The organism is Enterobacter sp. V87_3, assembly GCF_029967835.1.
Taxonomy (GTDB): domain Bacteria; phylum Pseudomonadota; class Gammaproteobacteria; order Enterobacterales; family Enterobacteriaceae; genus Enterobacter; species Enterobacter cancerogenus.
On sequence record NZ_JASCAM010000030.1, the window covers coordinates 24486 to 43612 of the forward strand.

17 protein-coding genes and 1 pseudogene are annotated in these 19127 nt (G+C 53.5%); 9 read left to right on the forward strand and 9 right to left on the reverse strand.

All coding sequences use genetic code 11. From position 1 onward, the window contains the following. Window positions 1-135 precede the first annotated feature (135 nt). Window positions 136-3015, forward strand: a complete 2880-nt coding sequence (locus tag QLG21_RS18480) for an autotransporter outer membrane beta-barrel domain-containing protein (protein ID WP_282484951.1) — start codon at window positions 136-138, stop codon at window positions 3013-3015. A gap of 70 nt (window positions 3016-3085) precedes the next feature. Here QLG21_RS18480 and QLG21_RS18485 read toward each other — a convergent pair whose 3' ends face one another. Together QLG21_RS18485 and QLG21_RS18490 are read right to left on the reverse strand one after the other, a co-directional pair. Further along, window positions 3086-3631 (reverse strand): helix-turn-helix transcriptional regulator, encoded by a 546-nt coding sequence (locus QLG21_RS18485; RefSeq protein WP_282484952.1) that lies wholly within the window; start codon window positions 3629-3631, stop codon window positions 3086-3088. A gap of 476 nt (window positions 3632-4107) precedes the next feature. Beyond that, entirely contained in the window at window positions 4108-4743 is a 636-nt protein-coding gene (locus tag QLG21_RS18490; protein ID WP_282484953.1) for a hypothetical protein, read from the reverse strand. Between the two features lie 637 nt (window positions 4744-5380). On the opposite strand from QLG21_RS18490, the gene QLG21_RS18495 reads away from it, so the two are divergent. Then, window positions 5381-6271 carry an oxidoreductase gene (locus QLG21_RS18495; protein ID WP_282484998.1) on the forward strand — a complete coding sequence of 297 codons (891 nt, stop codon included), beginning with the start codon at window positions 5381-5383 and terminating at the stop codon, window positions 6269-6271. Window positions 6272-6311: 40 nt separating this feature from the next. Here the strand turns inward: QLG21_RS18495 and QLG21_RS18500 are convergent, their stop codons facing one another. From QLG21_RS18500 to QLG21_RS18515, 4 genes and pseudogenes are all read right to left on the reverse strand, one after another. Further along, a complete protein-coding gene (locus tag QLG21_RS18500; protein ID WP_282484954.1) occupies window positions 6312-6746 on the reverse strand; it encodes a hypothetical protein in 435 nt (144 codons plus the stop codon). After that, window positions 6743-7099 carry a tlde1 domain-containing protein gene (locus QLG21_RS18505; protein WP_282484955.1) on the reverse strand — a complete coding sequence of 119 codons (357 nt, stop codon included), beginning with the start codon at window positions 7097-7099 and terminating at the stop codon, window positions 6743-6745. The genes QLG21_RS18500 and QLG21_RS18505 overlap by 4 nt, the downstream gene beginning before the upstream one ends. 10 nt (window positions 7100-7109) lie before the next feature. After that, window positions 7110-7601: an Hcp family type VI secretion system effector gene (locus QLG21_RS18510; RefSeq protein WP_282484999.1), complete on the reverse strand. Its 492-nt coding sequence runs from the start codon at window positions 7599-7601 to the stop codon at window positions 7110-7112. Window positions 7602-8031: 430 nt separating this feature from the next. Beyond that, window positions 8032-8169: pseudogene (locus QLG21_RS18515) on the reverse strand (glutamate--cysteine ligase); the annotation flags it as partial. Window positions 8170-8609: 440 nt separating this feature from the next. On the opposite strand from QLG21_RS18515, the gene QLG21_RS18520 reads away from it, so the two are divergent. Both QLG21_RS18520 and QLG21_RS18525 read left to right on the forward strand, forming a co-directional pair. Continuing rightward, window positions 8610-10118, forward strand: coding sequence for a sensor domain-containing diguanylate cyclase (locus QLG21_RS18520; protein ID WP_282484956.1), 1509 nt, complete (start codon window positions 8610-8612; stop codon window positions 10116-10118). A gap of 73 nt (window positions 10119-10191) precedes the next feature. Beyond that, on the forward strand, window positions 10192-10509 hold the full coding sequence (locus QLG21_RS18525) for a YebG family protein (RefSeq protein ID WP_006177030.1): 318 nt from the start codon (window positions 10192-10194) through the stop codon (window positions 10507-10509). 96 nt (window positions 10510-10605) lie between these two features. On the opposite strand, the gene QLG21_RS18530 is transcribed toward QLG21_RS18525, so the two are convergent. From QLG21_RS18530 to QLG21_RS18540, 3 genes are all read right to left on the reverse strand, one after another. Continuing rightward, window positions 10606-12429, reverse strand: coding sequence for a glycoside hydrolase family 15 protein (locus QLG21_RS18530; RefSeq protein ID WP_042320916.1), 1824 nt, complete (start codon window positions 12427-12429; stop codon window positions 10606-10608). 254 nt (window positions 12430-12683) lie between these two features. After that, complete coding sequence (locus tag QLG21_RS18535; RefSeq protein ID WP_006177033.1) at window positions 12684-13271, reverse strand: DUF4142 domain-containing protein; 588 nt, start codon at window positions 13269-13271, stop codon at window positions 12684-12686. Between the two features lie 200 nt (window positions 13272-13471). Beyond that, window positions 13472-14353, reverse strand: a complete 882-nt coding sequence (locus QLG21_RS18540; RefSeq protein WP_006177034.1) for a LysR family transcriptional regulator — start codon at window positions 14351-14353, stop codon at window positions 13472-13474. Between the two features lie 103 nt (window positions 14354-14456). On the opposite strand from QLG21_RS18540, the gene budA reads away from it, so the two are divergent. The 5 genes from budA to QLG21_RS18565 all read left to right on the forward strand — a co-directional run bounded on the left by budA (window position 14457) and on the right by QLG21_RS18565 (window position 19127). After that, on the forward strand, window positions 14457-15236 hold the full coding sequence (gene budA, locus QLG21_RS18545; protein WP_071599721.1) for an acetolactate decarboxylase: 780 nt from the start codon (window positions 14457-14459) through the stop codon (window positions 15234-15236). 12 nt (window positions 15237-15248) lie between these two features. Then, the gene (gene alsS, locus QLG21_RS18550; protein WP_042320919.1) at window positions 15249-16928 is read left to right on the forward strand and encodes an acetolactate synthase AlsS; all 1680 of its coding nucleotides are present in this window, start codon (window positions 15249-15251) and stop codon (window positions 16926-16928) included. A 20-nt stretch (window positions 16929-16948) separates the two neighbouring features. Continuing rightward, complete coding sequence (locus QLG21_RS18555; RefSeq protein WP_042320920.1) at window positions 16949-17719, forward strand: (S)-acetoin forming diacetyl reductase; 771 nt, start codon at window positions 16949-16951, stop codon at window positions 17717-17719. A 131-nt stretch (window positions 17720-17850) separates the two neighbouring features. After that, window positions 17851-18324: a cold shock domain-containing protein gene (locus QLG21_RS18560; protein ID WP_042320923.1), complete on the forward strand. Its 474-nt coding sequence runs from the start codon at window positions 17851-17853 to the stop codon at window positions 18322-18324. A 107-nt stretch (window positions 18325-18431) separates the two neighbouring features. Further along, window positions 18432-19127, forward strand: coding sequence for a GNAT family protein (locus QLG21_RS18565; protein ID WP_282484957.1), 696 nt, complete (start codon window positions 18432-18434; stop codon window positions 19125-19127).

Genomic DNA, 19127 nt, shown 5'->3' on the forward strand with positions numbered 1-19127 from the left:
TCTGCCTTCCATATACTATGCAATAAGGAATAACCAAAGGGCCTTCCTCCGGTATTTACCTTCTTAAAATAATCTTTTCCCATGACGGAAGAGGCATCTTTTGCCTGAAATTTCATACATCCTCTGGAGGTCGTTATGAAAAAAAATGGAATTATGACGCTGTCAGTCCGATTTAAAAAATCGGCATTGGCCTGTAGCGTTGCCGGCGTGCTGGGGGGAGCCTTTAGTCTCCCTGCCAGCGCGGAAACGGAAAGCTGTGACTTAAGTGAGGCGGGGAAAGCGACCTGTACCTCTTCGCTAGGGGCAACCGATGCGAAAACTATTTTCGATCTTTGGGATACCGTGCTGATTGATTCGTCAAAAGACGTTATCGTTTTGTCTGCAGAAGATTTGGGCACGATAACCAATAAAGATGTGGCGTTAAAATCGCTTGACGGCGCAGGGATTTATCTCAACGGCGGCAGCGCGGTATTCACAGGAAAGATCGGGGTTGAAACGTCAGGAAACGCTATTTATCTGGCGCAATCGTATCTTTCGCAGCCGCGCGGCTCCAGCCTGAAGGTGGGAGATGATCTGAACGTCTATGCCGAAGAGGGCATGGGCATTGCTGCGGAGATAACCAACCATATTGACGGTAACCGGATAACCGTGGGTGAAAACGCGGTCATTCGCACGGCGGGAGACGCTTTAAGGCTATTACCCGGTCGTTCAGATACGGGTTACGGCGTCTTTTCCGGTGCGTCGTACTATGATTTGACGTCTTCACGCAACCGCCATTTTTACACATGGTCTGCGAGGGTAACGCTAGGGCACGACGCCTGGGTTGAAACTCTGGGTAACAATGCGCACGGCGTCTATGCCAATAAAACCGGTCTGGTTGATACAGGGGATATTACCGTTCAGACGTGGGGTAACGGAGCCTCTGGCCTGGTTGCCGAGGACGGGTACAAAGCAACTCGTCCCGCAATGTCTCCCATGCAGACAGCAATGGCTCTGAGTAATTCTTTCCCCTCCGAAGAAGTCGAGATTAATCTTTCTGGATGGGCAACGCATTTCGACGGTGGACGGATCTACCTGAACCGCGACGTCAACGTTCAGGTGAATGGTGGAGACAGCTTTGCCATGTTCGCCTCCGGTAATTTGGCCTGGATTGGTTCCGGCTATCTTGATGGCCCGGAAAGCGAGGGGGTATATCATGTTTACGGCGACATGTTGACCGAACGTAAGGGCACCATCGATCTGCGCATGATCCAGGGCTCGGTGTTCTCCGGTATGGCAGATTCAACGCAGCTCTACGCGGATGGCCAGTTCAACACCACGGATAATGGCTACATCTACCTGAATATGAAAGGCGACACCAGCCTGTGGGATATGACCAGCAGTTCGGTAGTTACGCGGATGGATTTGAACGATGCCCGCCTGACCTATCGTGCACCGGTCAGCGCGGAGTCATTTTCGCCGGCCTACCTGACGGTGGTGGAAAATTATTCTGGCAACAACGGCCTGCTGACGCTCAATACCGTGCTGGAGGGAGATCACTCTTTGACTGATCAATTGCACGTACTTGGCGATGTTGAAGCAGGCAATACGCGGGTGAGTATCAACAACATTGGCGGTAAAGGCGCGCTGACGCAGGAAGGGATTGAAATTGTTACCGTCGGCGGAGAATCCATCGGTACCTTCACCAAAGCCGGGCGTATTGTCGCTGGCGCGTATGATTATGATGTCGTACGAAAAGGGCAAAACTGGTATTTGATGAGCGCGGTCACGCCGGTACCACCACCGGATCCGGTGCCTCCGCCAGATCCTCTTCCACCCCCTGGTCCGGACCCTGTTCCACCACCTGGCCCTGATCCTTTGCCGCCACCCGGCCCGGATCCAGTTCCACCACCTGGCCCGGACCCGGTTCCACCACCTGGCCCGGACCCGGTTCCACCACCTGGTCCAGACCCTGTTCTACCACCTGGTCCGGATCCGTTGCCGCCACCCGGCCCGGATCCTGTACCCCCGACTAAAGCACCCGAACCCGAGGCTTTGGTCCGCCCCGAATCCGGTGCCTATCTCGCCAACCATGCAGCGGCCAACGGTATTTTCGTGATGCGACTGCACGATCGGCTGGGAGAAACACAATATACGGATGCGCTGACCGGGGAAAAGAAAGTCACGAGCATGTGGCTGCGCCAGGTGGGAGGACATAATGTCTTTCACAGCGCTGGACAGCTGACAACCCAAAGCAATCGCTATGTCGCGCAACTGGGAGGCGATATCGTGCAGTGGTCGTCGGACGGAAAGGATCGGTGGCATCTTGGCGTCATGGGCGGCTATGCCAACAACCAAAGCAATACTCGCTCTCGCTGGAACCACTATAAGGCGGACGGTACGCTGAGTGGTTACAGTGCCGGAATCTACGGCACCTGGTATGCGGATAACGAAAACAAGGAAGGGCTGTATACGGATAGCTGGTTGATTTATAGCTGGTTTAATAACCACGTGAAGGGAGATGAGCTACCGGCTGAACGCTATAAATCTCGCGGCATTACCGCGTCAGTGGAAACTGGGTGGACTGAGCATATGGGCGCTTTCTACGGCAGCAAAGGTACGTTGAATAATTGGTACCTTCAGCCAAAAGCGCAGGCTATCTGGATGGGCGTTCGTAGCCGTGCGCATACTGAAGATAATGGATCCAATATCTCATTTGGCGGAGATGGTAACGTGCAGACACGCCTGGGACTGAGGGCCTATATCAATGGACATCACAAGATCGATGAAGGTAAGCGCCGGGAGTTTGAGCCATTCATCGAAGCAAACTGGCTGCATAACACTAAAACGTTCTCGGTGAGCCTGGATGACCGCACTATCAGCCAGCAAGGTGCGCGTAACATTGGTGAACTTAAAACTGGCGTAGAGGCTAAGCTGGGCGACCACCTGACGATGTGGGGGAACGTCGCTGTCCAGATGGGAGGAAAAGGCTATCATGATGCGCAAGCTATGTACGGTATCAAATATCAGTTCTAATCCAATCCTTACAGCCAGCTGATTTCGATTTTCAGCACCCGAACGCCATCGCTAATGCCGATGGCGTTTTTTATAAACCCATGATCGCGCCGCAGGTTAACAGCTCATTAATATTGCTTACGCCTAATTTGGCAAATAAACGACTCCGGCTGGCATAAACGGCCTGCGTGGAAATATTAAGCCTTGTGGCGATCTCAGACACGCTATGCTCAGCGATAATTAATCGTAACAGCTGTTTATCCTCTGGCGTCAGATTACGGGTATGATTATGCAGCGTCTCCAGGCTGGCCCCATAGTCAGTTGTCATTATTCTGAATAACGTTTTTTTTATAAAGTTAAGATCCGGTTTGCAGGGTAGAAAGTTGATCTGTGAGGTAAAAGAACATCCTCCAGTGGAAAGAAAAAAAACGTTATTAAATGTTGCCTGGCAATTTTTTGCTAATAATAAATCATGGAAGTGGCGGAAGCTGTCTCGTTCGATCACCAGACAGTGTTCTGTATTTTTAGATAATTTATCCATGTCCAGTTCATCAGGGGTGTTGAATGTTTTTATATCGCATAGTTTACCTGTCTTGTGGAAAATCATCGGTTGAAGGTTGTTGACAAGGTTGGTCATGCCAATATTGAGGTAATTGTTCTTACAAATTATTAACAGCGACAGAGTGGGGGGGAAGGGTGTGAGAGTGACGTGTTCATTACGGGCTCCTGAATTAATTTGAGCACAAAATATCAGCCTTCTCTTTGGTGTCAAATTGAGACTGATAGTACATTCCCGCGAACGCTTACCTGAATAGAGCTGTATTTTCGAAATTAGCCAATGCATGAACTTTAATGACAAATAATTACACAGGGTAAAATTTTTTTTGCATGCTGTTGAAGAACAATTTAACTATAGCCGCCATAGTGTCTTTTTGTTTACGTCATCCTATCGATGAGTTTGTAAAAGCTATTAGTAATTAAAGGGTTGGATAGTAAGTAGACTAAGCCAGTCTGCGGACAATAATTTACGTTTATATTACTTAATATCGTCAACGGAACGTCAATAGACGGCAATATTATAACCGCCGAAACGGTTATCTTGCTACCCTTCCGTTAACCACAGCCAAGTTGTGTGTAGAGTTCTTGTAAACTTTTAACACCGGCTTTACGGTACAGGCGAGAGCGATGCGCATAAATCTGTTTGACATTCATCTTGAGCATCTTCGCCATCATCGGAGGCTGAAAGCCATTCATAATAAGGCTCAACAATAATGCCTCATCATGGCTTAAATACTGATGTATTTGCTGTACGGAGGGCATTTGACCGGACAAGGTTCTGCGGGTAATCTCAAGCAAGCGCGAGCATGTTTCGTCCAGGCTTGCATGGCTGGATAAAAAAAGAGGAACTCCGTTATTATAATCATGAAGTTTTGAAATAAAGGTAATGCCATCAAATAACCCGAGAATAGCGTCAACCGAGCGATCTTTTTTGCTGGCAACACAAAGCCTTGGGTCGAAATCTGTAATCAGTATGTTTCCCTTTCCTTTCGTGATTTTGTTGTTATTGAGATCTTCAATGCTATTTACGCATATTACGTCATAAAACATTGAGTTTTCACTCAGCAGTTTCGGGGTGATGGAAGCCATGAGCGCTTTCAACCCATGAAAGAGATAATGGTTGAGCGTGACAACTACAATCGTGCTATTACCTAAAGGACTTTGATTTTTATTATTTTTACAGTCGTACATGGTCGCTACCTTCCTGGTACTAAAAGAACTATCAACTCTCTGTGGATCTTGTTATCTGTCAGCCTGCATTTCATTGAATTTGCATTACTCTGCATGGAATAATTATGGGGTTTTTAGAATGAAAGTAAACGCATTGGAAAAGAGTTGTTATATTTTCAGATTATAATTTGTTTTTTTTAAATATTAATTGTGCGTTGAATATGAAGGTTGGCAGATCGCGACAATAAGTATAGTGGTAGATTTTGATAAATTAGTGGAAATGCAGTCTTGATGGTTTTTAATTTCACATAGTAAATGTTTTATAGTGCTTTTTTCTAAATGTTTAATTAATGTAATGGAAGTGTATGAACACCTGGGGTGAGGTTTATTGTCCGTTAAATTAGGAATTTTCAGGCGTCTTAAAAGCGTAATGTAGGTGCTTTCGCTACATAAAACGTTTTCTGCATAGTACTAACGACACCTTATACAACACTCCTTCTGAGCAGAGTGCTCTGCTGCATCACTGAGGACTGCGCTGCCCGGTCGACTGTCTGGCACATGCGGGTGGCTGTTATGTGTTAAGTAGAGACAACGGGCGTGGCGTGCTCGTCTCAGGGTGGTATAACTGATAGCAGGCTTAGCAAAAGGGGAGTGAATGATGACCGACTATCCAACCATTGCGCTGATAGGTCCCGGTGCGATTGGGACGACCATTGCCGCGGTATTGCATGACGCGGGCCGCACGCTGCTGCTGTGCGGGCGCACCGCGCATTCTGAACTGCGTTTGCGCTACGACGAAGGTGAAACGGTCGTGCCCGGTCCGGTATTAACCGATCCGAGCGTCATCACGCGCCCCGCCGATCTTGTTTTTGTGGCGGTTAAAACGACGCAAAATGCCGACAGCGCCGGATGGCTGAGCGCGCTGTGCGATGAAAACACCGTTGTCTGCGCCCTGCAAAATGGCGTGGAGCAAAAGACCCAGCTTGAGCCTTTGGTCAATGGCGCAACGGTGCTGCCGTCGGTGGTCTGGTTCCCGGCGCAGCGCGAGCCGGATGCCTCCGTGTGGCTGCGCGCCAAACCGCGCCTGACGCTGCCGGACGTTCCGCAGGCGCAGCGGGTGGTAGAGGCGCTTCGCGGTACGCGCTGCGCGGTTGAGCTTTCGGAAGACTTCGCCACCGTCGCGTGGCGTAAGCTGTTGCAAAACGCGGTCGCCGGGCTGATGGTGTTGTCCAACCGCCGCGCCGGAATGTTCAGGCGCGAGGATATCAGCGAACTTGCGCTGGCCTACCTGCGCGAGGGGGTTGCAGTCGCCCACGCCGAGGGGGCAAAGCTGGATGATGACGTGGCGCAGGAGATACTGGCGAACTTTCAGCGTGCGCCGGTGGATTTGGGCACGTCTATCCTTGCCGACCGTCAGGCAGATCGCCCGATGGAGTGGGATATCCGCAACGGCGTGATCCAGCGCTACGGCCACAAACACGGTATTGCGGTGCCAATCAGCGATGTGGTGGTGCCGCTGCTGGCGGCGGGGAGTGAAGGGCCGGGTTGAGGAGCGAAGAAAGATCCGGCCGTTGTGCGCTGGGTAACGCTTACTTAGCCTGACGGGCTTTATCTGCTTTTAGCTCTTGCATGGTTGCCTCCAGGATCCAGAGGCACTGAGCACCCTCAAACGTTTCCAGCAGCGCCTGCCGGGTGCGCTGATAGAACGCGTCGACTTCAGCGGGGGATTTCTCTAAGGGCGGAGTGCAGACGATATCGCTGCCTACCATGTGCGGCCACTTTCCGGCGTCAAGGGTGCGTAGCGCTTTCAGCGTGGCGTTGGTGTTTGCTGTGAGCGCTGCGGCAAGCGCATCCTCCAGCTGCTGCGCCTGGTTACCATCAGCCGTGGCTGCCAGCGCTGGGGCTTGCTCAATCCAGCGTGTATCTCCTGATGCGATTCCCTTTAGTGCTGAAGACCAGTCAGTGCTGGCTGCAATGGCTGGGACAGTAAGAGCACAAAGTAGCATAGCGATCGGGTATTTCATCGCACCACCTCAAGCTCACCGCCGTCGCGAAGTATCTTACGTCTCGTTGACGGTGAAAGGATAATGCATCCCTCGGACGCAAAACCGGCGGGACCATATTTGTGATCACCATGAATACGGAATTCTGAGCGACCAAAACTTTCTCCCGAGGTTTGCTCAAGAATGATGGTAATTGGTCCTTTTGAATTCGAATGACCTGCAATTTTATACGTCCCGCGAGGTAATGGCCCCAGGCCCTTCACATGCTGACGGTCTGGGTTGTTTTTATTCGTCAGAGCGCCGGAGTACCCGGTCTCAATTAATTTGCCGTCTTTATACATCTTGCCGGAAGACTGCTCATACTTCCATCCCATATCGTTCTCCTTATGCTGTCTTACGCTCATTCCAGCTATCTGAATGCATGAAGTTACCGTCGACATAGCGCCAGGTAATTCTTTCGTACAACAGTTCCACAAGTTCCAGATGATTATGTTTCTCATAGTCAGGGTCTTTAATGTCAAGCATCATTGGGCAGACGCTGACAATTGTCACGCCCTCCATAAGCGTGGAAAAATATTCCACTTCCTGACCTGCATCGTTGATATGGTAAAATTTAATCTCTGCAGACTTAAGCTTCAGGCCCGTGCTGACAGCCTTGTACAAGTAGGGGCTGGAGGCATCAATCTCTTTATCGAAAGAAAAAGGGTAATGGACGCGAATACCGGTCGCCTTGCCGTTATGCTTGTCGGTGGGCTGCATCACGCCGTGATTGAATCCGATAACCTCGATACTTCCTTCACGACCGTATATATCGACAGAGCCTTTGATGTCGGCACCACCGTCGTCTTTAAGCCATAGATAAGCGGGAATAGCCATTTTTTTAAACTCCATTTAAGAAAATCCTAAAAAAGACCTTTAATTCAGTTTTTTCACGTAACGAGCACAACGCTAGCGCTTACAAAATAATGCGTCAATTTATGTACGGTGTGGATATAAAAAGATCTGCGTTTTCGTTGACGTAAATTAAGAAATGATGGGGTCTTAAGGTTTGGAACGGGTTTATTGTTAATGAATAGTACGGTGGTTTTACTTAATTCTTGATTAAGTCAATGTTAATTGAATATGTAATAAATAGTGGGGCGGTTATTAGATTTATAGTAATTTGACGATTTATTAGATGATTAAAAGCACATAACGGCTTGTCGAAATACCCGCCATCCCTTGGCGACACGCCTGAAAACGGTTGAAGCAGTACAGCAGAAAATTCTCCTCCTGCTGCTTTTATGGACGGGTGGTTTGCTGCCAGTGTGATGTCGTGCTCAACGGCGGCGATAAGGGCGGAGGAGTCCTGGCTCAGGTCGTAGCCCGGCGGGTTGACCACCTGGCGTTCAAGCTCAATGCCAGGAGTGTAAGGATCAGAGGAAAGAAAGTCGGGTAAAGGCATGGCGCACGCCGTTGTCTGGTTTTCAGTGAGTATAGACAACGAAGCCGTTTGCCTTAGCAACGTGCTGGCACGCTCCCGCGCAGAAGCGGCAAAACCGTAAACAGAGTTGATATATTTCGTCTGTTTTTTAACCCAGGAAAACGATTGCAGAAAAATTATGGCCTTTAATCACGAACGGCTAAGCGCAAAATTTATCAATTTCACCTTTTAAATCTAAATAGCTAACGATTTATGAACAAATAAATTACCTAATACATCAAATTAAAATAGTCATCTAAATCAATTAGTTTGGTGAATGATTAAAAAGCGTCAACCGGCGGCGTGGGTTGGATATTGACTCTTAAATTTACCTTTTGTAATGTGCTGACGCAATACGTCACTGCGTATCGCCATTCCCTTCGAATTTAGTAAATTTAACGATTTTGCTATGAAATAATATAATGAAGAACAAGCTTAACTTTACCAAGCCATTAAATCTTATCTTTATGGGCATCATCATCGCCCTTGTTGTTATCTGCTTATTTGTCACTCGAGGACAATGGCGAGAAATCTACGACTCTTATCATGATAACAATGAAACGCATTTGCATAATATCAACAGCTATTTAAACGATATCTTTGATAACTACAAATATTCTCTGTATGGCGTGGTGAAATCAACGACCGGTCTGTCAATGGCGTCGCCTGAGCAAAAAATCAAATTACGTAAAAGATTAATGGACCAGCTGTACTCCATTCCGCATATCAGCGGCATCAGCCTGGGCGACCTTTCCGGTAATTATATTCGTGTTCCCCAGCCCGGAGTTAACCCGGAAGAACTGGCGAACTTCGACCCGCGCACGCGCCCGTGGTTTAGCAATCCGTCCAACAACTCCAATGAGATTGCGTTTACGGACCCGTACAAAGATTTAGCGCTAAAAAAGAAAATCATCTCGCTCTCCCTGCCTGTACTGGATGAGAACTCCACCACGCAGGGCGTTATCGCGCTGGATATCGACTACACGTTTTTGCTCGGCTTTTTTAATCGTCTGGAGCATCCGGTGGAAGGTTCGGTGTTCATTCTTACCAGCAACGGCCAGGAGGTTCTGAAAGACATCAGCCTGCAGTCGCCTGAAATCATCAAAAAGATCTTTAATAAAGTCAGCACCAGCGATGGCTATTTTTATCTGGAAGACAATGATTCATATTACTACCATAAAACCTTAAGTAACCCGGACTGGGTCATTTTTTATCGGGTCAGTAAAGAGAAGCTCGACAACATCGTGTTGAATGAAACGCTCAGAGTGACCTACGGGGCAACGTTTGCGCTCATTATCGCGCTGTTTGCCTGGTGGATTATCAATACCAAAATTAATAACATTTACTTAGCCATTGCCAATGGCCTGCGTTATGGCGACCTGAAAAATAAAAAAGCCTCAGATATGCTTTTGGATGAAATTAAGCATACCGCTGAGCATATCGTGCATATGACGGAAGAGGTGCAAATAGATGGCCTGACCGGGCTGCTTAATCGCCGGGCGTTTGATAAAGACCTTAAACGCGTTAACGCGTCTGAAGATTGCTTTATTGCCATGGTGGATATCGACAATTTCAAATCCATTAATGATACCTACGGCCACCAGACGGGCGATGCGGTGTTAAAAAGCGTGGCAACGCTTGGAATGATTCATGAGAGTGAAGATATCACCCTGTATCGCTACGGCGGGGAGGAGATCGCCGCGATCATGAAAGGGGTCACACGCGACGAGGCCTTCACGATTATTGATGCATGGCGAAGCGACGTTGAGAAACGTAAGTATCGCGAGCCTGGCCTGAAAACCACCTTCAGCGCAGGCCTGTGCGACATGGCGGGCGGTACCGCAAGCGAAGCCTTAGCGAAAGCCGATGCGTTACTGTACGCGGCCAAACGCGCGGGTAAAAACCGGGTCTGTACCCGCGGTGATTCCTGAGGTCAGCACATTTTAGCTGCAACAAAAATCCGGAACTGCTATACTGTATATAATTACAGTGTGGAGGTGCAGAATGGCTGTTGAAACAAAATTCGTTGTCGTTAGAAAAGGTGAAGAGAAAATGACATTTGCCAGTAAGAAAGAGGCTGACGCTTACGACAAAATGCTCGACATGGCAGATGCGTTCACCGACTGGCTGTTACAAAGCGAAATGCAGTTGGATGAAACGCAGGCTGAAAATCTGGGGCTGTATCTTGCCGAGCAGAAAGAGGCCGTGCAGCATATTCTGCGTACCAGTAAGCTGCCCGACCTGAAGGCGGCCACTGCAACAGATAACCCCGAGTCAGAGGCGGCTGGCAGTAAAAAAATCAGAGCCGTGAAAGCAGCCTGAGCGCCAGACCAAACGCCGCGAGCTGTTAAACGCTCGCGGCGTTTTGTTGCGCGCCGGGAGCCACCACGGCGTTGTCTGCGCCCGGCATGACGTCGGTTAATCGGAACCGTGATGCTCGCTGATGGCCTGCGCCGCGCAGATAAGGGCGAGATGGCTCAGCCCCTGGGGCATATTGCCCACCCATTCGCCGGTGCGGGTATCAAACATCTCATTGAAGGTTTCGACATTGCCGCGATGGCACAGCGTCTTCAGAATCTCCTCCATGATCTCTTCGGCCACCGCCGGATCGCCCATCGACGCCCAGGCCTCTGCCAGCCAGAATGAGCAGGCGATAAAAGTGCTTTCCTCCTGCTCAACGCCGCTGTAGCGGTAGACCATCGCGCTGTTATGACCCAGCTCGCGCGCAATAGCCTGATAGGTCAGCTTCATGCGTTTCGGGTTGACCTTCACACCGTAGCGCGAAACCAGGGCAAGTGAGGCGTCCAGCTTCCCGCCGTCCCCGACGTAAAAGCAGTAGGACTGATGGGCTTCGGACCAGCAGTGCTCTTCAACCCAGTCGCGGATGCGGTCCCGCTCGCGTTTCCAGCGCGCCTTCCAGGTGGGTTCTATGTGGCTGGCCTCCGCCAGCACCACGGCGCAGTCCAGCGCCAGCCAGCAGGACATTTTAGAATGGGTATAATGCTGCTCGTCCGGCAACTCCCAGATCCCGGAGTCCTTCATGCGCCAGCGGTCGGCGCACTGATTGGCAAGGTGCCCGAGGAAGCGTGACGTGCCCGTATCCAGAATATGGCCCGCCTCAACAAACAGCTTTGCCACCCCAAGCATATCGGCATACATGCTCAGCTGGCGCTGGTTGCGGGCGTTATTGCCAATGCGCACCGGCTGCGAATTGCGGTAGCCCTGCAGTTCTGCGTACTGCTCCTCCGGGACCAGCTCGCCTTCGAGGGTGTAACAGGCCCGCATCTCCGGGCCGTGTTTGATAATGGTTTTCGACAGCCAGGAAAACGCTGCCTTACACTCTTCAAGCGTGCCCAGATAGGTAAAGGCTTTGATGATCAGGCAGGCATCTCTGACCCAGGCAAAGCGATAGTCATAGTTTTTTTCGCCGCCGATCCCTTCCGGCAGGGAGGTGGTGGCCGCTGCGGCCAGCGCGCCGGTTGGCGAATACCAGAGGAACTTCAGCGCCAGCGCAGAGCGGATAACATGATCTTTGTACAGACCGTCATATTTAAGCCCGTTCACCCAGTCCTGCCAGGCGGTGTGGCTGGTTTCGATGCGGTTATCAATGGCCTGAATGTCCGGCACGGCCAGCGGTTCGCTCTGGGTCACGAGCAGGGCGACTACCTCCCGGCTTCCCTTCTTCAGGGTGATCTCCGCTTCGATCTCCTCGTCATCGGCACGGGTGATGACAACGTTTTCGCTGGTGTGCAGCATCGCCATGAGATCGCCGATATGGTAAACGCTGCCCTTAAAGGTGTCTGACCGCCAGGGTGATCGCGTTTCGATCATCGTGCCGAACCGCAGATGCAGCCGGAAAGGGACAGTCCCGCGCACGCCCTCGAGCCGCCGCGCCAGTTCACTCCAGGGCAGGCGTCCTGCCAGGGTGCTGTTGATCGATTCCGTTAACAACACCGCGCCGTCATCCGTCTCAAAGCGGGTTTCCAGCACGTTGCTGTCCTCGCGATAAGCGCGGGTGACGGTGTAATCAACCGCGGGTGTCAGGCTGAAAAAGCCGCCAATGGTCGGGTCCAGCAGGCGATCAAAAAGGGGCGGCGAGTCGAGATTCGGTGCGCCCCACCAGTCGATCGAGCCATCCGGCGCGATGAGCGCCACGGAGCGGCCCTCGCCGATCGCGGCATAATCCCCCAGACCAATAAACCCTTCCTCGCGTAACGGCATTGTGTATTTTGCATTTTTCAAATGAGTCATCCCTTATGTCCGGCACAGCAGACCGCGTTGTCGTCACGTTGTGATGGTGCCCATAAAGCCTGGCATACTGTGATGAATATCGCGCTTTCAGGAGGAGGATTTGAGCATTGAGCCGGGTGGAGAGGGGAGAAGACAGCATGTACCCTGGGCCTGGCGGTAGCCAGAAGCGGTCCTTCGCATTGCGCGCGCCATGCTGCCTGGTGGGCGTTCAGGACGCAGCACCCTGCGCCCGGTGAACGACCCGTTTACTTATCTGCGGACAACTTCATCTTTTCTGCAGACTCGAGATGCTGCTCAACAACCGGGGTGTGCGCGTCGGCCAGAGCCTTCACGTCCGGGTCCTTGATATTTTTGGCGTCGCTCTGCAGTTTTGACAGCACCATCTTGTGGTCTTTGGTACCGGCGTTTTCCATATACATTTTGTCAAAGGCGTTGCCGCTCTCTTTTTCCAGCTTGTCGGCCATCGCCTTGTGGCTGGCATCCGGCTCGGTTGGCAGGGTGACGCCTTTTTGTTTAGCGACCGTCTCTACTTTTTCCAGCGCGCTGCCGTGATCGTCAACCATCTTCTGCGCGAAGGCTTTCACCTCGCTGCTCTGGGCCTTGTCCAGCGCGATTTTGGCCGCGGCGACCTCATTGATATTGGCCTGCGCCATGTCCTTGAGCGCTTTTTCGTCACCGGAACTGAGCTTAGCCATCGATCCCGTTGAGCTGGTCTGGGCGGAGGCGTCACTTTGCGCGGCGCTCGTTGTCTGGGCATACGCGCCGAAAGTGCTGAACATCGCGGCTACAGTTGAGGCAACGAGCAGCCCTTTTACGGTTTTACACTTTTGCATGTCGTTCTCCTGATGGTCATGGGTAGGGTTGATGTCAGGTAAAGAGTCGTGCAATGGTCAGTATAGTGTATTGACAGGGGGCGGCAGCAGATTGCGCTTTTATCCTGGTAGAAGGGCGGAAGAAATGACTGATGCAGGGGAGCTTTCGCCATGCCCGATGCGGCGAAACAAACCCAGCTCATGCAAGCGCCGCACCGCCGTTACGCCGCGCTCAGCATCGCCAGGAATCGTTTTACCGTGCGGGAACGTTCAAACCGCCGCCAGCAGATGGCGATATCGGTAAACAGGTCGGGGGTGGTCAGCGCGTGATAGGTCACATCCGGCGGAGAAATTGCCGCCATTGACTGTGGCACCAGCGCGAATCCGCCGCCTGCCGCAACCATACTCAGGGAAGAAGAGAGCTGCGAGGCCTGCAGCGTGGTGTGCATATTGATGCCCGCGCGTGCGCAGTAGTTGTAAACCCGGTCGTACAGCCCCGGCGCGACCTCCTGCGGAAACAGAATCACCGGCGTGTCCCGCAACGCCTCCAGCGCCAGCGCATCACGGTCTGCCAGCGGATGGGCGCGATGCAGCGCCACCACCATCGGCTCCCGATCGAGGATTTTCAGGTCAAACGCCTTACTGCTGTCGCACGGCAGACGCACGAAGGCGATATCCAGTTCCCCCTCCGCCAGCATCGCCATCAGCGATGCCATATTGGCTTCCACCTGGTGAACCGTCACCGCCGGGTTCTGCACCTGATACTGGCGGATCAGGGTGAAGATTTTGGGGTGAAAGGCATCTGAACTGGTGATGCCAATCGACAGGCTGCCGTTCAGCCCGCGTGCGATCCCCCGTGCTTTTTCCAGCGCGGCGTCGCTCATCGCCAGAATTTTACAGGCGTCCTCGTAGAAGGCTTCCCCCGCTTCGGTCAGCTCAACGCCGCGCGTGAGCCGCCGGAACAGCGGGGTGCCCACCTCCTCCTCCAGTCGCTTGATCTGCTGACTCAGCGGAGGCTGCGAAATGCCCAGCGCGTTGGCCGCTTTGGTGAAGTGTCGCTCGCGTGCAACCGCGACGAAATAGCGCAGATATCGAAGTTCCATATCAAAAACGTCTCAAACCAGCATGGTTTCTATATTGGAACTCTCTGCTGAATCGGGTCAACATTTATTTAACCTTTCTAATAAAAGTTGAAGAGGACGCATGATGACTCATTCATCTGCCTGCGACTGTGAGGCCAGCCTGTGCGAAACCCTGCGAGGGTTCTCCGCGCAGCATCCTGACAGCGTGATCTATCAAACATCGCTCATGAGCGCCCTGTTGAGCGGCGTTTATGAAGGGGAGACCACAATAGCCGATCTGCTCCGGCACGGCGACTTTGGGTTAGGCACCTTTAACGAACTGGACGGTGAAATGATTGCCTTCAGCAGCCAGGTCTACCAGCTGCGCGCCGACGGCAGCGCCCGGGCCGCGAAGCCCGAGCAAAAAACGCCGTTCGCGGTGATGACCTGGTTCCAGCCACAGTATCGTAAAGTCTTTGATACCCCCGTGAGCCGTCAGCACATTCACGACGTCATCGACCAGCAAATCCCCTCCGACAACCTGTTTTGCGCCCTGCGTATCGACGGCAATTTTCGCCACGCGCACACCCGTACCGTGCCGCGCCAGACGCCGCCGTACCGCGCAATGACCGACGTGCTGGACGACCAGCCGGTGTTCCGCTTTAACCAGCGCAAAGGTGTGCTGGTCGGGTTCCGTACGCCGCAGCATATGCAGGGCATCAACGTGGCGGGCTATCACGAGCACTTTATCACCGACGACCGCCAGGGCGGCGGCCATCTGCTGGACTACCAGCTTGAAAACGGTGTGCTTACCTTCGGGGAGATCCACAAGCTGATGATTGACCTGCCCGCCGACAGCGCGTTTTTACAGGCCGACCTTCACCCCAGCAACCTTGATGCAGCGATCCGTTCCGTCGAAAACTAACAGGAGAACACCGTGAACAGTGATAAACAGTCACGTCAGTGGGCGCATGGCGCCGATATGATTGTCGCCCAGCTGGAAGCGCAGGGCGTGAAGCAGGTTTTCGGCATCCCAGGCGCAAAAATCGACAAGGTTTTTGATTCTCTGCTCGACTCCTCCATTGAGATCATCCCCGTTCGTCATGAGGCAAACGCGGCGTTTATGGCCGCGGCGGTCGGGCGGCTCACCGGCAAGGCCGGGGTGGCGCTGGTCACCTCCGGGCCGGGCTGTTCGAACCTGATCACCGGTATTGCCACCGCGAATAGCGAAGGCGACCCGGTGGTGGCGCTGGGCGGGGCGGTGAAGCGTGCGGACAAAGCGAAGCTGGTGCACCAGAGCATGGACACCGTCGGCATGTTCAGCCCGGTCACGAAATATGCCGTTGAGGTGAACTCGTCCGAAGCCATTGCCGAAGTGGTCTCAAACGCCTTCCGCGCCGCCGAGCAGGGCAGGCCGGGCGGGGCGTTCGTCAGCCTGCCGCAGGATATTGTCGATCAGCCCGTTACCGGGGCGATTTTACCTGCCAGCACCGCCGCGCTGATGGGGCCGGCACCGGCGTCTGCCATTAACGACGTGGCGAAGCGTATTCAGAGCGCTAAAAATCCGGTGATCTTGCTGGGCCTGATGGCCAGCCAGCCCGCTAACAGCGCCGCGCTGCATAAGCTGCTTGAGAAAAGCCGTATCCCGGTCACCAGCACCTATCAGGCCGCCGGGGCGGTAAATCAGGAGCACTTCACCCGCTTCGCGGGCCGCGTGGGTCTGTTTAATAACCAGGCGGGCGATCGGCTGCTGCATCTGGCGGATCTGATCATCTGCATCGGCTACAGCCCGGTAGAATACGAGCCGTCGATGTGGAACCGCGGCGACGCGACCCTGGTGCACATTGACGTGCTGCCTGCCTATGAAGAGCGCAACTATGTGCCCGACCTCGAACTGGTGGGGGATATCGCCGAAACGCTGAACCTTCTGGCCAGCCGCATCGATCGCAAGCTGGAACTCAGCCCGCGCGCGACCGAGATCCTCGTCGATCGCCAGCATCAGCGCGATCTCCTCGACCGCCGCGGCGCGTCGCTCAACCAGTTTGCCCTCCATCCGCTGCGCATCGTGCGTGCGATGCAGGACATCGTGAATAACGACGTGACGCTCACCGTCGATATGGGCAGCTTCCACATCTGGATCGCCCGCTATCTCTACAGCTTCCGGGCACGTCAGGTGATGATCTCCAACGGCCAGCAGACCATGGGGGTGGCGCTGCCGTGGGCGATTGGCGCCTGGCTGGTCAACCCGGGCCGCAAGGTTGTTTCCGTCTCCGGCGACGGCGGGTTCTTGCAGTCGAGCATGGAGCTGGAAACCGCCGTGCGCCTCAACGCCAACGTGCTGCACATTATCTGGGTGGATAATGCCTACAACATGGTGGCGATCCAGGAAGAGAAAAAATACCAGCGGCTTTCCGGGGTCGAGTTCGGCCCGGTCGATTTTAAAGCCTACGCCGACGCCTTTGGTGCGAAGGGCTTTGCCGTCGAAAGCGCCGACGCGCTGGAGCCGACGCTGCGTGCAGCAATGGATGTCGAGGGGCCAGCCGTGGTGGCGATCCCCGTCGACTATAGCGATAACCCGCTGCTGATGGGCCAGCTCCATCTCAGCCAGATTTTGTGAATCACGATAAGGATACAGATATGCAAAAAGTGGCTCTCGTCACCGGCTCCGGCCAGGGGATCGGTAAAGCAATCGCGCTTCGTCTGGTGAAAGACGGTTTTGCCGTTGCCATTGCGGATTACAACGAAGAGACGGCGAAAGCCGTCGCCGAAGAGATTGTCCGCAGCGGCGGGAAAGCCGTCGCCGTGAAGGTGGACGTGTCGAACCGCGAGCAGGTCTTTGCGGCGGTGGAAAAAGCGCGTACCGCCCTGGGCGGATTCAACGTTATCGTTAACAATGCGGGCGTGGCACCCTCGACGCCGATTGAGTCCATCACGCCGGATATTGTCGACAAGGTTTACAACATCAACGTGAAAGGGGTGATCTGGGGCATCCAGGCCGCGATTGACGCGTTTCGCAAAGAGGGGCATGGCGGCAAAATTATCAACGCCTGCTCGCAGGCGGGCCACACCGGGAACCCTGAGCTGGCGGTCTACAGCTCCAGCAAGTTCGCGGTACGTGGGCTGACCCAGACCGCCGCGCGGGACCTCGCGCCGCTCGGGATCACCGTTAACGCCTACTGCCCGGGCATCGTCAAAACGCCAATGTGGGCCGAAATAGACCGTCAGGTTTCCGAGGCAGCGGGTAAACCGCTCGGCTACGGAACGGAAACCTTCGCCAAACGCATCACCCTTGGCCGGTTGTCCGAGCCGGAAGACGTGGCGGCCTGTGTCTCCTACCTTGCCGGGCCGGATTCCGACTACATGACCGGCCAGTCGCTGCTGATTGATGGCGGAATGGTATTCAACTAATAAAAAATAAGCTCTGACATGAGTTTCCCCTGCCTGAAGGCAGGGGCTTTTTTTTGTCTGTACGGCCATTGTGCATTACACTGCGCGCTGCAAAAATTGAGTTAACGATCGACAGACAGGCGGAAGCAGCAATGAACGGTACAATCACCACGTGGTTTAAAGATAAAGGCTTTGGATTTATCAAAGATGAAAACGGCGACAACCGCTATTTTCACGTGATTAAGGTTGCCAACCCCGATCTGATCAAGAAAGACGCGGCGGTGACCTTCGAGCCGACCACCAACAACAAAGGCCTTTCCGCCTATGCGGTGAAGGTGATCCCGGAAAGCAAACACCTCTATATCGCGGGCGAGCGCGTGAAGCTCACCTCGATCAAATCTTTCGTGGTGTTCAGCGAAGAAGAGCCGGTTGAGACCAAAATCGACAAAGAGAACGCGGTGCTGTCGGTAGGGCTGCTGATGAACAGCATCAAACCGAAATCCGACAAAAAACCGGGCGAGATGCGTTCGGTGAAGAAGCTGGCGATCACCACCTTCCAGAACACGACAATGATTTTCACCGAAGATGAAATTGACATCGACGCCACGGTGAAACTGCTGAAGTAATCTTTTTGCCGGGTGGCGATAGCGCTTTACCCGGCCATTTTTCGGGTCTTTTCGTTCTCTTTTTAACCTGCTATAACCATTCCCTTACCTTTCAGGGAGTCAACACCGTGCCCGAAATCAATCAATATGGTCAAACCGTTAACGATATCGTTCCCGACTGGAAATGTGCGCGGGCGCTAACCCGCACGCCGCTGGTGGGCCAGTATTGTCGCCTGGAGCCGCTGGATGTAGACCGCCACGCGGCGGATCTGTTTGAGGCCTACGCGCTGGGTGATGAAAGCGACTGGACGTGGCTTGCCAGCACCCTGCCTGCCAGCGTGGAGGCCACCGCCCACTGGATCCTCGGTAAAGTGCTGGATGACGACCTGGTGCCTTTTGCCGTCATTGATTTACACACCGGGCGCGCGGTGGGGCTGGTGAGCTATATGGCGATTGAGCGGATGCAGGGGTCGGTGGAGATCGGCCACGTCACCTGGTCGCGCAAGATGAAAGGCACCCGCATCGGCACTGAGACGGTATGGCTGCTGCTGAAAAACGCCTTCGAACACCGCTACCGACGGCTGGAGTGGAAGTGTGATTCGATGAATACCGCCTCGCGCCATGCGGCTGAACGGCTGGGCTTCGTCTGGGAAGGGCGACTGCGCCAGAAGCTGGTGCGCAAAGGACGCAACCGCGACAGCGATATGCTTTCGATCATTGACCGCGAATGGCCGTCGCGTGACGCGGCGCTGCGCGCGTGGCTGGCGGCCGAGAATTTTGACGCGCAAGGGCAGCAGCGTCAAAAGCTGGAGACGTTTCGCTAG

What these genes read in the sequence shown, in the direction of transcription:
- QLG21_RS18480 (WP_282484951.1), top strand. Translation starts at nt 136, where the DNA reads ATGAAAAAAAATGGAATTATGACGCTGTCAGTCCGATTTAAAAAATCG.
- QLG21_RS18485 (WP_282484952.1), bottom strand. Translation starts at nt 3,631, where the DNA reads ATGACCAACCTTGTCAACAACCTTCAACCGATGATTTTCCACAAGACA.
- QLG21_RS18490 (WP_282484953.1), bottom strand. Translation starts at nt 4,743, where the DNA reads ATGTACGACTGTAAAAATAATAAAAATCAAAGTCCTTTAGGTAATAGC.
- QLG21_RS18495 (WP_282484998.1), top strand. Translation starts at nt 5,381, where the DNA reads ATGACCGACTATCCAACCATTGCGCTGATAGGTCCCGGTGCGATTGGG.
- QLG21_RS18500 (WP_282484954.1), bottom strand. Translation starts at nt 6,746, where the DNA reads ATGAAATACCCGATCGCTATGCTACTTTGTGCTCTTACTGTCCCAGCC.
- QLG21_RS18505 (WP_282484955.1), bottom strand. Translation starts at nt 7,099, where the DNA reads ATGGGATGGAAGTATGAGCAGTCTTCCGGCAAGATGTATAAAGACGGC.
- QLG21_RS18510 (WP_282484999.1), bottom strand. Translation starts at nt 7,601, where the DNA reads ATGGCTATTCCCGCTTATCTATGGCTTAAAGACGACGGTGGTGCCGAC.
- QLG21_RS18520 (WP_282484956.1), top strand. Translation starts at nt 8,610, where the DNA reads ATGAAGAACAAGCTTAACTTTACCAAGCCATTAAATCTTATCTTTATG.
- QLG21_RS18525 (WP_006177030.1), top strand. Translation starts at nt 10,192, where the DNA reads ATGGCTGTTGAAACAAAATTCGTTGTCGTTAGAAAAGGTGAAGAGAAA.
- QLG21_RS18535 (WP_006177033.1), bottom strand. Translation starts at nt 13,271, where the DNA reads ATGCAAAAGTGTAAAACCGTAAAAGGGCTGCTCGTTGCCTCAACTGTA.
- QLG21_RS18540 (WP_006177034.1), bottom strand. Translation starts at nt 14,353, where the DNA reads ATGGAACTTCGATATCTGCGCTATTTCGTCGCGGTTGCACGCGAGCGA.
- budA (WP_071599721.1), top strand. Translation starts at nt 14,457, where the DNA reads ATGACTCATTCATCTGCCTGCGACTGTGAGGCCAGCCTGTGCGAAACC.
- QLG21_RS18555 (WP_042320920.1), top strand. Translation starts at nt 16,949, where the DNA reads ATGCAAAAAGTGGCTCTCGTCACCGGCTCCGGCCAGGGGATCGGTAAA.
- QLG21_RS18560 (WP_042320923.1), top strand. Translation starts at nt 17,851, where the DNA reads ATGAACGGTACAATCACCACGTGGTTTAAAGATAAAGGCTTTGGATTT.